The sequence below is a fragment of the Variovorax sp. GW821-FHT09D04 genome (genome assembly GCF_059416405.1).
In genome coordinates, this window is the sequence record NZ_JBWKPA010000002.1 from 339830 (window position 1) to 352964 (window position 13135).

General features: G+C 64.9%; 12 protein-coding genes. 2 read left to right on the plus strand and 10 right to left on the minus strand.

The annotated features are described in order from the left end of the window. Positions 1-5: 5 nt before the first annotated feature. Together rplX and rplN are read right to left on the minus strand one after the other, a co-directional pair. A complete protein-coding gene (rplX, locus tag AC07O4_RS07860; protein ID WP_062474813.1) occupies positions 6-338 on the minus strand; it encodes a 50S ribosomal protein L24 in 333 nt (110 codons plus the stop codon). Between the two features lie 12 nt (positions 339-350). Then, a complete protein-coding gene (gene rplN / locus AC07O4_RS07865; protein WP_009124801.1) occupies positions 351-719 on the minus strand; it encodes a 50S ribosomal protein L14 in 369 nt (122 codons plus the stop codon). A 215-nt stretch (positions 720-934) separates the two neighbouring features. Here rplN and AC07O4_RS07870 point away from each other — a divergent pair, with 215 nt between their 5' ends. Together AC07O4_RS07870 and proC are read left to right on the plus strand one after the other, a co-directional pair. Continuing rightward, positions 935-2131, plus strand: a complete 1197-nt coding sequence (locus tag AC07O4_RS07870; RefSeq protein ID WP_492741847.1) for an esterase-like activity of phytase family protein — start codon at positions 935-937, stop codon at positions 2129-2131. After that, on the plus strand, positions 2128-2985 hold the full coding sequence (gene proC, locus AC07O4_RS07875) for a pyrroline-5-carboxylate reductase (protein ID WP_492741848.1): 858 nt from the start codon (positions 2128-2130) through the stop codon (positions 2983-2985). Before AC07O4_RS07870 ends, proC begins: the two co-directional genes overlap by 4 nt. 15 nt (positions 2986-3000) lie before the next feature. Here the strand turns inward: proC and ubiA are convergent, their stop codons facing one another. The 8 genes from ubiA to AC07O4_RS07915 all read right to left on the minus strand — a co-directional run bounded on the left by ubiA (position 3001) and on the right by AC07O4_RS07915 (position 13013). Continuing rightward, positions 3001-3864 carry a 4-hydroxybenzoate octaprenyltransferase gene (gene ubiA / locus AC07O4_RS07880; protein WP_307582048.1) on the minus strand — a complete coding sequence of 288 codons (864 nt, stop codon included), beginning with the start codon at positions 3862-3864 and terminating at the stop codon, positions 3001-3003. Between the two features lie 95 nt (positions 3865-3959). Continuing rightward, the gene (locus AC07O4_RS07885; RefSeq protein WP_492741849.1) at positions 3960-4544 is read right to left on the minus strand and encodes a Dps family protein; all 585 of its coding nucleotides are present in this window, start codon (positions 4542-4544) and stop codon (positions 3960-3962) included. A gap of 136 nt (positions 4545-4680) precedes the next feature. Next, positions 4681-5646, minus strand: a complete 966-nt coding sequence (locus AC07O4_RS07890; protein ID WP_062474802.1) for a LysR substrate-binding domain-containing protein — start codon at positions 5644-5646, stop codon at positions 4681-4683. A gap of 73 nt (positions 5647-5719) precedes the next feature. After that, a complete protein-coding gene (locus tag AC07O4_RS07895; RefSeq protein WP_495304214.1) occupies positions 5720-6463 on the minus strand; it encodes a hypothetical protein in 744 nt (247 codons plus the stop codon). A 16-nt stretch (positions 6464-6479) separates the two neighbouring features. Then, positions 6480-7352, minus strand: coding sequence for a PoNe immunity protein domain-containing protein (locus tag AC07O4_RS07900; RefSeq protein ID WP_495304215.1), 873 nt, complete (start codon positions 7350-7352; stop codon positions 6480-6482). A 201-nt stretch (positions 7353-7553) separates the two neighbouring features. After that, entirely contained in the window at positions 7554-8558 is a 1005-nt protein-coding gene (locus tag AC07O4_RS07905; RefSeq protein ID WP_495304216.1) for a PoNe immunity protein domain-containing protein, read from the minus strand. Positions 8559-8568: 10 nt separating this feature from the next. Further along, on the minus strand, positions 8569-10143 hold the full coding sequence (locus tag AC07O4_RS07910) for a hypothetical protein (protein ID WP_495304217.1): 1575 nt from the start codon (positions 10141-10143) through the stop codon (positions 8569-8571). Continuing rightward, positions 10140-13013: a type VI secretion system Vgr family protein gene (locus AC07O4_RS07915; protein ID WP_495304218.1), complete on the minus strand. Its 2874-nt coding sequence runs from the start codon at positions 13011-13013 to the stop codon at positions 10140-10142. Before AC07O4_RS07915 ends, AC07O4_RS07910 begins: the two co-directional genes overlap by 4 nt. Positions 13014-13135 lie beyond the last annotated feature (122 nt).

A 13135-nucleotide genomic window follows, 5' to 3' on the forward strand; every position in this document is an offset into this window, starting at 1 on the left:
ACCTCTTAGGCGAACTTGATTTCGTCGCCGCTCGACTTGAAGACGCGAACAGCCACGCGCTTGCCGTCGGCACCTTGGGTGACCTTGATGCCCACGCGATCGGCCTTGCCGGTCGCGGCATTGAAGATCGCCACGTTGGATTGGTGAATCGGCATGGTCTTCTCGACGATGCCACCGGTCGTACCCTTGAGGGGGTTCGGCTTGGTGTGCTTCTTGACGAGGTTGATGCCGTCGACGATCACATGCGAATCGTCTGCGCGCAGCGACACGACGCCGCGCTTACCCTTGTCACGACCGGCCAACACGATGACCTGGTCGCCTTTGCGAATCTTGTTCATGGCGTTGCGTCCTTAGAGAACTTCGGGTGCCAGCGACACGATCTTCATGAACTTCTCGGTGCGCAGTTCGCGCGTGACCGGTCCGAAGATGCGGGTGCCGATGGGCTCCAGCTTGGCGTTGAGCAGCACGGCGGCATTGCCGTCGAACTTGACGAGCGAACCGTCAGCACGACGGATGCCCTTGGCGGTGCGGACCACCACTGCGCTGTAGATCTCGCCCTTCTTGACGCGACCACGCGGAGCGGCTTCCTTGATGCTGACCTTGATGACGTCGCCCACGCTGGCGTAACGCCGCTTGGAGCCACCGAGCACCTTGATACACAGGACGGATTTCGCGCCCGTGTTGTCGGCCACTTCGAGCCGGGATTCAGTTTGGATCATTTCTTGATATTCCCAACTTGTACCGATGAGCCTCCAGGAGGGAGACACCGCGGTCAGTCTTGGGCCCGTCGTCCACGCCTCGAACCACTCGAGACGCTTCCGCTTTGGGCTGAAAGCTTCGCCTTTTGAAAGCGAAGCCCGCGATTGTGGCACCCATGCCGGGCGATGTCAACTGCCTCATCACGCGAACTTCGACAGCCGCTAGACTTTGTGGCGTGCGCGCCCCCAACCACCCCCTCGTTTCGCCGCCTTCCCTGCTGCGCCGACGCCTGCTGGCGGGCGGCGCGGGCCTGCTGGGCCTGGGATCGCTGGGGCTTGCGGGTTGCCGCAGCGCAACACCGGCGCCGGACACCGGCCGGCTGCAGCGCCTGGGGGAAGCCCGCTGGACGCACCGACGCTCTATAGAGAGCACCACGGCAGGCGGCCTCTCCGGCATCGACTACGACCCCATCAAAGGTGAGTACCTGCTTCTCAGCGATGACCGGTCAGATCTGAGCCCCGTGCGCTGCTACACCGCACGTTGGCCCCAGCCGGTCGACGCAGCCCCCGAGCCCACCGGCGTTGTCCAGCTGCAACGCCCCGGCGGCGGCCCCTGGCCCGGTCGGCGCCACGCGGTCGACGGCCTGCCCGTTCCCGTTCCCGTTCCCGTTCCCGATCCCGAGGCCCTGCGCCTGCGCCCCTCGGCCGGCACCCTGCTCTGGACCAGCGAAGGCGACCTGGCCCGCGGCTTCGGCCCCGCTATGTATGAATCGGCGCGCGACGGACGCTTCCTGCGCGAATTCGCCCTGCCGGCGATGTTCGCCCCCGACCCGACCCAGCGCCGCGGCCCGCGCGACAACCAGACACTCGAGGGCCTGGCCCTCACGCCCGACGACCGGTCGGCCTGGCTTGCAATGGAAAACGCCCTGGTCCAGGACGGCCCCGTCCCGACCACCACCGCCCCCGGCGGCCCCTGTCGCTTCACCCAGGTCGACCTCGCGACCGGCCGCGCCGTGCGCCAGATCGCCTATGTGCCCGACGCCATCCCGCTGCGCCCGCTGGTGCCGGGCACCTACGCCGACAACGGCGTGAGCGAGGTGCTCATGCTCGACGCCCACCGCATGCTGGTGCTGGAGCGGGCCTACGCCACCGGCGCCGGCAATTCGCTGCGCCTGTATGAAATAGACACCCGGACCGCCGACGACGTGCTCGCCATCGACGCCCTCGCCCCCGGCAACCACCGCCCGGCCGCCAAGACGCTCGTGGCCGACTTCGCCACCCTCGGCCTCTCGCGCCTCGACAACACCGAGGGCATGTGCTGGGGCCCGCCGCTGCCCGACGGCCGCCGCCTGCTGGTGGTCGTGAGCGACGACAATTTCAACCCGCTGCAAGTGACGCAGTTCGCCGCCTTCGCCTACACCGACCGACCATGACCATCGCCGTGACCTTCCTGCCCCGCACCGCGCCGGGCCCCCTGCCCCCCATCGCCTTCATAGGCGGCGGCAACATGGCCAGCGCCATCATCGGCGGCCTGATCCAGCAAGGCGTCGCGGCCGACAACTTCGAAGTGATCGAGCCTTTCGAGGAGGCCCGCACCAAGCTGGCCCAGTCCTACGGCATCGTCGCCAAGGCCGAGGCCACCGAGGCCCTCGCGCGCTGCGCCGTGGTGGTGTGGGCGGTCAAGCCCCAGACCTTCGCGGAAGCCACGCGCCCGGTGCGCGCCTTTGCCGGCGACGCCCTGCACCTGAGCGTGGCGGCGGGCATTCCGTCCGACAGCATCGCCCGCTGGCTCGGTACCGAGCGCGTGGTGCGCGCCATGCCCAACACGCCGGCCCTGGTCGGCAAGGGCATGACCGGCCTGTTCGCGCGGCCCGGCGTCGAAAGCGCGGACCGCGCACGCGTCGGCCAGCTGCTGGCGCCGACCGGCGAGCTGATCTGGGTCGACGCCGAACCCGCGCTCGACGCGGTGACCGCCATGTCGGGCTCCGGCCCGGCCTACGTGTTCTATTTCATCGAGGCGATGACCGAGGCCGGCGTCGAGATGGGCCTCACGCCCGACCAGGCCCAGCGGCTGGCCATCGGCACCTTCACCGGCGCCTCGGCGCTGGCGCACAGCGCGACCGAGCCGCCGTCGGTGCTGCGCGAACGCGTGACCTCCAAGGGCGGCACGACCTACGCGGCCCTGAGCGCGCTCGAAGCCTCCGATGTGAAGGGCCAGTTCAAGACCGCCATCCGCGCGGCGCAGAAGCGCGCGGCCGAGCTGGGCGAGGAATTCGGGCGCGGCTGACCCGCCCAGCGGGGGCTATCGGAGGGCGTAGCCCGCCACGATGCCGACGAACACCGCGAAGCCCAGCCAGTGGTTTTCGCGGAAGGCCTTGAAGCAGCCTTCGCGCGTGCGGTCATGGATCAGGCGCCAGTGCCAGAGCGCCTGCGCCACCGCCGCGGCAATGCCCAGATAGAAGAGCACCCCCAGCGACCGGCTGGCACCGGCCCAGATCCAGACCGCCAGGAAGATCGCATAGCTCGCCATCACCGCCGCCACGTCGAAGCGGCCGAAGGTGATCGCCGAGGTCTTCATGCCGATCTTCAGGTCGTCGTCGCGGTCCACCATCGCGTACTCGGTGTCGTAGGCCAGCACCCAGAACAGGTTGCCCGCCAGCAGCCACCAGGCAAAAGCCGGCACCGTCGACTGCACCGCGGCAAAGGCCATCGGGATGCCGAAACTGAAGGCAATGCCCAGCACCGCCTGCGGGATCGACACGAAGCGCTTGGCGAACGGATAGATCAGCGTGATCGCCAGGGCCGCGAACGACCACAGCACCGTCGTGCGGTTGGTGGTGAGCACCAGCCCGAAGGACAGCAGCGCCAGCACCGCGCCCAGCCCCAACGCCTCCTTGACCGACATCGCACCGCTCGTCACGGGCCGCTGGGCCGTGCGCTTCACGTGGCGGTCGAAGTCGCGGTCGGCCACGTCGTTGACGCAGCAGCCCGCGCTGCGCATCAGGAAGGTGCCGAGCGTGAACACCGCGAGCAGGTGCCAGCCGGGCCAGCCGTCGGCCGCGAACCAGAGCGCGCCCAGCGTGGGCCACAGCAACAACAGCCAGCCGGCCGGCCGGTTCCAGCGGATCAGATCGAGGTAGAGCGCAAAACGGCGGGCGAGAGGCATGCGGCGGACGGGCAGACGAAAAAAGAGCGGCCATTGTGCCGCTCTTGGAGGGGCTCCCGACACACATCAGGTGCGGGGAGATCAGGAGGCCGTCATCAGTCCTCGAGCAGCGAGCGCAGCATCCAAGCCGTCTGGTCGTGCACCGTGCAGCGCGCGGTCAGCATGTCGGCGGTCGGGTCGTCGCCGGCCTCTTCGGCCACCGGGATGAACTCGCGCGCGATGCGCGACACCGTTTCGTGACCCTTCACGAGGATGCGCACCATCTCCATCGCCTTGGGCGGGGTTTGCGGCACGTCGGGCACGGTGGCGATCTTGCTGAACTCGGCGTACGAGCCCGGCGCGTAGTGGCCCAGCGCGCGGATGCGCTCGGCGAGCACGTCCGTCGAGCCCCACAGCTCGGTGTACTGCGTCATGAACATCGCATGCAGCGAGTTGAAGTGCGGCCCCGTCACGTTCCAGTGGAAGTTGTGCGTCGTGAGGTACAGCGTGTAGGTGTCGGCCAGTACGCGGCTCAGGCCTTCGGCGATGGCCGCGCGGTCCTGGCGTTCGATGCCGATGTTGATGATAGGCGCGTTGCGGCTGCCCGACTCCTGCGCGACGGCGGCGCCGCCCTTCTTGGGCACCTTGCCGGCGGAAGCTGCGGGCGACGGGGACTTGGTTTTCTTCGAGGGTTTGGCCATGGCGGAGGGGTCTTTCTTGAAGTTGGGTGACAACACCGAAATTCTGAAAGCCGGCAGGCGGCTTCGCAACAGCTTCACTCTATCCCAGCGATCAGCGATCCCAAACAGCCCGCGCGTAGGCGAAGGCCCCGAATCGCTAGGAGAGTCGTTTGACACCCGGCAGCTCGCACGCGTAGATCGCGTTGCGCAGCGCCGCAATGGCCTCGTAGCGCGTGAAGGTGCGGCGCCAGGCCAGCACCACGCGGCGCATCGGCGGGTCACGGTCCTGCGCGTCGCGCACGGGCAGGTAGCGCACCATCTGCTCGGGCTCCTTGCGGCCCTTGACCTTCGGCTTGAGCGCCTCGGCCGGCACCGACAGGCGCGGCACCAGCGTCACGCCCATGCCCGAGGCCACCATGTGCTTGATGGTCTCCAGCGACGAGCCCTCGAAGCTCTTGCGGATGCCCTCGGCGTTGCTCGAGAAGCGCGCGAACTCGGGACACACTTCGAGCACGTGGTCGCGAAAGCAGTGGCCCGTGCCCAGCAGCAGCATCGTCTCGCTCTGCAGCTCTTCCGACGTGATCGACTCGCGGTCGGCCAGCTTGTGCTTCACGGGCAGCGCCGCCATGAAGGGCTCGTCGTACAGCGGCGCCATCGCCAGGCCCGTGTCGGGAAAGGGCTCCGCCATGATCGCGCAGTCGATCTCGCCGGCGCGCAGCATCTCGAGCAGCTTGACCGTGAAGTTCTCCTGCAGCACCAGCGGCATCTGCGGCGTGCGCGCGATCACCTGGCGCACCAGGTCGGGCAGCAGATACGGGCCGATCGTGTAGATCACGCCCAGGTTCAGCGGGCCAGCCAGCGGGTCCTTGCCGCGCTTGGCGATCTCCTTGATGCTGGCGGCCTGGTCGAGCACGCTCTGCGCCTGCTGGACGATCTGCTCGCCGAGCGGCGTCACGGTGACTTCACCGGCGCTGCGCTCGAAGAGCTTGACCTCGAGTTCGTCCTCGAGTTTCTTGATGGCCACCGAAAGCGTCGGCTGGGACACATAACAGGCCTCGGCCGCCTTGCCGAAGTGCCGCTCGCGGGCGACTGCGACGATATATTTGAGTTCGGTGAGAGTCATAGCTTGCGTCAATTATGCGCAAGGGTCTGTGACCCGGCTGGGGCGGGGTTAAAAGCCGCGGGCTGCGCTGCGCTCAGCCGGCGCGGCTCCAGACCCATTGCACTGGCTGCCCAGCGTTCGAGGGCATCGGCTCACCCTGCGTGACCGCCGTGCTCACGCGCAGGTCGGTCAGGCAGGCCCAGACGCCCGAGCGGGGACAGGTCTGGCCCGTGTCCGCAAACAGCAGCTCATCGCGGCGCATGCGGTGCCCCTGGACCTGCGCCGAGCCATCGTCGTGCACGGAGAAAGCGACGCGGCCGGACACGGCACGCTCTTCGAAGATTTCGATGGCGCCTTGCAGGGCGATGAAGAAATCCCAATCGGACAGATCCTGCTCCGCCGCCGCGGCGGTGAAGTCGGCCTGGTACAGGCGCTGGTAGCGCTCGGCGTTGTAGTCCAGCGCGAAGACGACCTGGCCTGTCGCGGCCTCCACCAGCCGGAACTGGCTGAAGCCTTGCCGCAAGCGCCCATCGCCGTACCGCGAAGGCGCGATCTCGCTGCGCAGGACGGGCGAGAGCATCACCACGGAGCCGTCGCCGCGCTTCTGGCAGATCTCGAACACGGCACCGTCGTCGGTGTGAAAGACGAACTTCTCGTCGGACGTCCAGTAGCTGTAGTAGCGCTTGTCGTTCTCGATCGTGTAGCCGCCTTTGACCGGGAGGTCGGCGAGTACCGACGCGCCTGGGGGTTTCTCGGCGTCGTCGACTGGGCGCCAACGGCCGGTTGTGGGGTCCAGGTCGATGAGGTCTGAGGCGGTGTGATGCAGGTAGAGCCACATGGGACTGGTTGAACCATCAACCCTGTTTCGGGCAAACCTCTCCACTTCGAGTGGAGGCGGGAGGGCCGTCTTGTGCCGCAAGGGTCGCATTGATGTCAGGCGATGCGACCGCGCCATGCGTGCGCGCATAGTCAACGAGGTCCTTGGGATAGAACGGCAGGTCTCGGTAGCTGCTGTCGTCGATGTCCCAGAGGTAGGTCACCAGCCCGGTCTCGAAGGCCCAGTAGCCGAAGAAGCTCTGCGGTGCTCTGTCGTGCAGCGCGTGCCAGTAAGTGCCCTTCATGGCGGGGTACCACTTTTTGAGGAATTCGGTCACGAACAAGGGGCGCTTTCTCGGCTCGGCCTCGATGGCCTTCAACAGCAACGGATGGGCTTTGAGAAAACGCAACATGCCCTTTGCAGGAATTGTCGGTAGGCCAAGCTTTCCAAGCAGCGTTTCGTACAAAGCATCCTTTCCGCGATTTTCGGCCCAAGCCACATCGAACAGGGCGGCCACGCGCGGAACAAGACCGTCGTGGCGCAACAGCTTGGCCAACGACAGCAAGGTCATGGCGTAGTGGTAGCCGTCGAGTTCTTCGAGGAAAACAGGCTCTGTCTGATAGATCGGGTGAGGCAGACTTTCGGCCTCGACAGCTTGAATCAAAGAAGGAAAAGCTCTCGCGATTTCCTGCACCGGGCTCCCTGCGGAATAGTCCCCAACGAACAAGGAAAATTTCGAACCGGCCAAGAAGCTGTGCCAGCGGGACCAAGCATTTTCATCCGCGGAGGCCAGATCATTTCTTAGATAGCCTTCAAGCTCCGCGACGTTTGCTCGGGTTGCGTTCACAAGAAGTAGATAAGGCTCCTCGTCCAAGAACCTCTCGCGTCGGGTCGAGTAGAAGTTGCTCATCTGTTCGCTCTCAAACTTTTCAATTCATCTTTTCGAAGCCGTCGCCACACTCCTTCAGTTCGGTAACAAGCTCATCGATATCCTGCGTATCGAAAAATTTCATCGTTGTGCTCATGACTCTTCATTCACAAGTCGTTCGCGACGCTTCGAGTAAGAACTACTCATAGCTCACCAGTCCAAACCGCGCATTTGACTTGAGTCTCAGAGCTTGGGCGCCGTTTGATCCGCACTCCATTGCCAGAAGGTTGCGCCGTAGCTGCTGCCCTCGATGACGGGCATGACCTCGTCCGCCTTGAAGTAGCGTCGGCTGCCCGCCTTGGCTGGCGTGAACCACCAGCCGGCCAGTGGGCAAGGCTCTCCACCTCGTGTTGAGACCGGAGGGCCGTCTTGTGCCGAAAGGGAAGCGCTGGTGTCAGGCGATGCGACCGCGCTATGCGTGCGCGCATAGTCAACGAGGTCTTTGGGATAGAACGGCAGGTCTCGGTAGCTGCTGTCGTCGATGTCCCAGAGGTAGGTCACCAGCCCGGCCTCGAAGGCCCAGTAGCCGAAGAAGCTCTGCGGTACCTTGTCGTGCAGGCCATGCCAGTAAGTCCCCTTCATGGAGGGATACCACTTTTTTAAGAACTCGGCGATAAACAGCGGGCGCTTTCGGGGTTCAGCTTCGATGGCCTTTAGCAGCAGCGGATGGGCTTTCAGGAAGCGCAGCATGCCCGTTGCATGAACTGTTGGTAGGCCCAGTTTCTCCAGCAGCGCTTCATACAAGGCATCTTTCCCGCGGTTCTCGGTCCGAGCTACTTCGAACAGTGCGACCACGCGTGGAACGAGGTCGTCGTGGCGCAGCAGCTTGGCCAACGACAGCAAAGTCATGGCGTAGTGGTAGCCATCGAGTTCTTCGAGGAAAACTGGTTCCGTGCGCTGTGTAGGGTGCGGAAGGGCAGATGGCTCCTGAGCTGCAAGCACATTCTCAAAAGAAAGCGCCAACTCGCCAATCGGCTCGCCAGCTGAATAGTTCAGAACCAGCAATTCGAGCTTATTCGAGGCGATGAACCAGTTCCAACCATGCCACGCGAACTCGCCAGCATCCGCAAGTTCTTCGACCAGTGAGCGTTGGTAGTCCTGGATCGATGCAGTCCTGCCTTTGGTCTGAACTACGTAGGGCTCTTCGTTCAAGAACCTCTCACGTCGGATCGAGTAGAAGTTGCTCATTTGTCCGCTCTTAAACTTTCCAATTCATCTTGTCGATGTCGTAGCCACGCAATGCATAAGGTGGGAAGAAGGCCAGGCCCTTCATGCGCCTTCCACCTCGGGATTGCGCTACCTTCTTGTTCTTGGCATTTGCGGGCTGGCAACCATAGAGCCACCGAAGATACTGTGCTATTACGGATTTCAGCTTTGCAGGTGGTTGTCCTGTGACGGGATCGGGAGGGAAAACGGTGCTTTGCAGACGACTATTGATCCAGTTGCGACTCATTTGCTTCTGTCCCGTCGTCGTCGTCCCCAGCTTGTTCTTCCATTCAATGTCCTGAAGCTTGTTGCCCGACTTGACGTGATAGCCGAACTTGGCCTCCATCACCACAAAGCGCGGAAACGTGGCGGGCTTGCCCGTCACCGGGTTGAAGTCTGAATCGATATCGCCGAAGGGCTTGATGCTGCGGCTGACGGCCGCCTTCGCAATCTGCTCACCAGGTATCTCCACATCGAGTTCGTCTAGTATCCAGCCCAGGCTGTTGGGGATACCGTTGTAGTGCGGTGGCAGCAAGGTGCCACCGGTCACCACACTGGGCTCTTTTTCGAAGAGGCCATCGATGCCCTGGTCCGAGCCGAAGAACGCGCTGGTATCGCGCTTGGATGTGTTTGGCGCTGGGAAAAGACGCGAGTAGCCCATGAAGTTGATGAAGTAATTGTCCACGCAGCTCTCGCACAAGTTGCCGTTGATCTGCGCGTACATCCAGTCGAGCAATTTGTCGGGAATCTTGTCCAGCACCTTGGGGTTCGTGATGTTGGTCGCGGCGTTGTAGACCACATGCTGGAGCTTGGCAACGGCAGCAGCCACCCAGATCTGGACCTGCTTGAGAGCGCTCGTCACCCAACCACTGATCTTGGCGTACCACTCGCTGATCACCTTGGACATCCTGGGCAGGTAGCGCCCCACGGCAGCCCCGATCTTGTCGAATATCTGGCGCAGCAGCGAGTTGATCTTGCCCGCGTAGGAAGGGAAGTTCAGTCCCTTGAGGTACCCCAGGGTGTCACCGGTGCCCAGGAACCGCAGCATCGCGGCACCTTCGCCGGTCTCCAGCGCAGCAACCGCAAAACGCATGTTGGCGAACTTCGGCAGCATCCGGTAGATCACCTTGCCAGCCCGTCCCACGTAGGGGATGCACAAGGCGGCAGCGGCCATGCCCAGCTCCACCAAGGCATCCTTGGTTTCCTCTGCCGTGTCGTCCTTGAAGTCGACCAGCAACGCCAGGGCGCGCAACACGTCGCGGAAGTCTTCCAGAATCCAGATGGCGATCTGCTTGCCGATGGTCAGCGGATTGATCAGTTCGACAAGGCTGAGTATTTCAGCGAACAAGTCGGAGACCCAGTTGCCTTGCTCGCGCAGATAACTTTTCAATGCGTCGGAGCCATTGAAGTTCAGCTTGTCGAGTTCGATCGTCCAGTCGTCCACGGTGTCCGCAGCGCTGCGCGCGCCCTTGGCCGCCAGGTCCCGCACCCAATCGAACGCGTCGCTCAGGTAGGTGTGCGCATGCGCGTCTTCGAGACTGACCAATTCACCTCTGTCGCCGCTCATTTTTTGACTCCCTGTTCAACTTGATCCGCGAACGCCGCCGTGAGCGCGCTGCGCCATGCCGAGACGTCCGCTTGTGCCTTGTCTTTGGAATGCACGGAGGGGTCGATCGTCTTCACCTCCTCGTATTTCACCTTGACCGGACCCGGTGGCACGTTCTCCATTCGAGCATGCCCCTGTGCGTCCAAGTTGCCGCTGCGAACAGAACCATCTGAAAAGGTCGCGGTGTACTTGGCGCCTGCGACGGGGTCCAGATCGGCATAGTGATAAGTGAGTGCGATCCAGTTCTTGAGGTCCATCGCGTCGGACGGTAGTTGCGGCAACTCCACCGAACCCCGCCCCGGCCCCACAAAGCTCTTGCTCGTCCCCTTCACATCCAGCAGCCCCGGCATCTTCAAGGTGATGTTCACCCCTTCCAGCTCGATGCTCGTCTGCCCCCCCTTGAGCGTGATCTTCTGCTGCGCCAGCACGTGGATCTCGTCGTTGCTGCTGGTGACCGTGAAGCCTTCCTTGGCCAGCCATTCGAGTTCGTCGGTGTGCGCCTGCACGCTCACCGGCCCGTCTTGCGCGATGACCTGGATGCCACCTTCGTGGCTGTAAAGGCCCACAGATTTGGCGGCCGCAAAGCTCACGGTCTTGCCCGCCGCGATATGGGCCTGCGCCTGCGCGGTCCAGTGGATGGCCTCGCCCGCGTACACAGTCGCGCTGGCGGGCGTGGCCATGCTCAGGCTCATGGCCGCATCGAGCACCATGAGCGGCCGGGCGAAGGCGGGCACGGGGTCTTGCCCTTCACGTGAACCTGCGCCCTCTCCACCCTTGGGCTCGCGCGCGTCCTGTCCGTTGACGCTGCCGGGATAGTGCCCATTCTTCTGCGGATCGATGTCGTCGATGAGCGGCTGCAGCAGCGCCGTGGCGCTCAACGCCAGCGCCTTCGCGCCGCCGGCCGCATCGGACAGCTTCTGCGCCTCGCGCAACGCGCCGGCGAGCTGGCCACGCACGCTGGTAGTGTCCTGCACGCTGCCTGCCGCGCGTTCCTGGGCCAGCGTGGAGATCAACAAACCCTCGCCGGCGCGCGTGGCGACCCAGGCGTCGGAGCGCAGCTCGGCGCCGCTGCCGCGCCAGGCGCCGCGGCTGCTCTCGTCGGGCGACTGGGCGTTGAGGTGGCCCAGATTGAGCTGGCTGGCCGCGTGCGAGCTGGCCAGGCGGGTGCGCACCTGGCCGGGTGCGTCGTCGGCGATCCACTGGTTGTAGCCGCTGCCGTCGAGCGCGCGGCTGTGCCAGCCCGAGAGCACGCCCGCATGGTTGGCGGATGAATCGGTGCCAGCCGACCAGGGCGGCAGGTCCTGTCCGTTGTAGAGCTGCTGAGCGACCACCGGCCGGTCGATGTCGCCTTCGATGAAGGACACGAGCACTTCGGAACCCACGCGCGGCAGGTGGTGTGCGCCCCAGTTCGGGCCCGCAACGGGTGCAGCCACGCGCAGCCAGACGGACTGGCGATTGCTCGCGTGGCGACCGGCAGCGACGAGGCTGCCTTGTCCGCTGCTCGCCGATTGCTGCTGGCCTGCACGCTGGGCCTGCCAATGGAAGCGCACCTGCACACGATGGTCGCGCTGCGTGTGGACTGCGGTCGGCGCCTCGTCGTCATCGCCGCCGACCACGAGCGCGACCATGGCCTCGGGGGCCGTGGGCTTGGGGCGCCACAACGGCACGACCTGTGCCTCGGCCGGCTGCGCCTCGAAGCTGTTGCGGTAGCTGCCCTTCTCGAGTTCGCCGGCCTCGAGCACCTGCGCGGCCTGTGCGCCGAGGTTGTTGGCCGCTTCGTGGCGCACGCGCAGTGCGAGGAATTTGCGGCCGTCGTAGCGGTCGTGCTGCGTGAGCGTGAAGCGCTCGCCGGCACCGAGCTGTCGCACGCTGCCCGCGGCGCCGTAGCGCTTGATGCGCGACTCGAAGGCCACCAGCTGCTGCTCGGCGCGGCGGGCAGCGGTGGCGCTGTCGGCATAGCGCTGCGCGCCGGCGCCGTCGTAGTGCTCCAGCACGGGCACCTCGCCCATGGCCAGCGCGCTCTGCACCGCGCCGGTGGGGGCCTGCAACACGCTGGCGTCCCAAGCGTTGCGCATGACGGCGTTGGTGGTGACCTGGCGCCGGCTGCTCCATGCGGTGATGGCGTCGGTCGCTTCGGTGGCGTCGACGCGGTGGAAGCGAATCTGAGAAAGGGCGCAGTCGGGCGGGATTGCCGCGCGGTCGAAGATCACCAGGCGGTGGTGCGAGGGCGTGGTGTTGCCACTCCCGCCACCGGTCGACTGTTGCTGCTCATGCTCGAAGCGAAAGCTCAGCCCTTCTTCCGCCAGCAGGCGCAGCACGAAGGCCAGGTCCGACTCGCGGTACTGCACACAGGTGGGCCGCACGGGCATCTCCTGCGTGACTTCGAAGCTGAAGCTTGCGGTCGTGTGGTCGGCGAACACTTCGCTGACGATGTCCTGCACGTGCTTGGCGGCGTACACGAAGCTGTCGCGGCGCAGGCCGAGCGCGGCGAGCCAGGGCTGCAGATGCAGCCGGTAGCGTGCCAGGCCGCCGTCACCGCCCAGCGCATCGACGGCCGTGAGGTAGCCGTGCCAGGTGCGAAAGCTGCCGTTGGCCAGCAGCAGGCGCAGGCTCAGCTCTTCGCCGATCAGCGCGAACGGGTCGAACTCGCTCGACGTGGCGAGGGTGTCGATGGTGAAGTCGAAGAGTTCGTTGAGGCCTTCGCTGCCGGTGAAGCGCTCGACGACGACGGCGTTCTGCGGTGCCGATGCGGGCAGCTGCAGCTTGATGAGCCGCGCCTGCTCCGAGAGCCGCGCGACGTTCAGGCCTTCGAGCTTCCATGGCGTCGGCATGAAGCTGCTTGATGTGTCTGATGACATGGATATCCACCTCCCTGGTGTCAGTGCCGGTCGTGCCGGTCTTCGTTCGATGCATGGCCGCGCGCAATCTTCCCGCCCTGTCGGTTCAGGGGCTG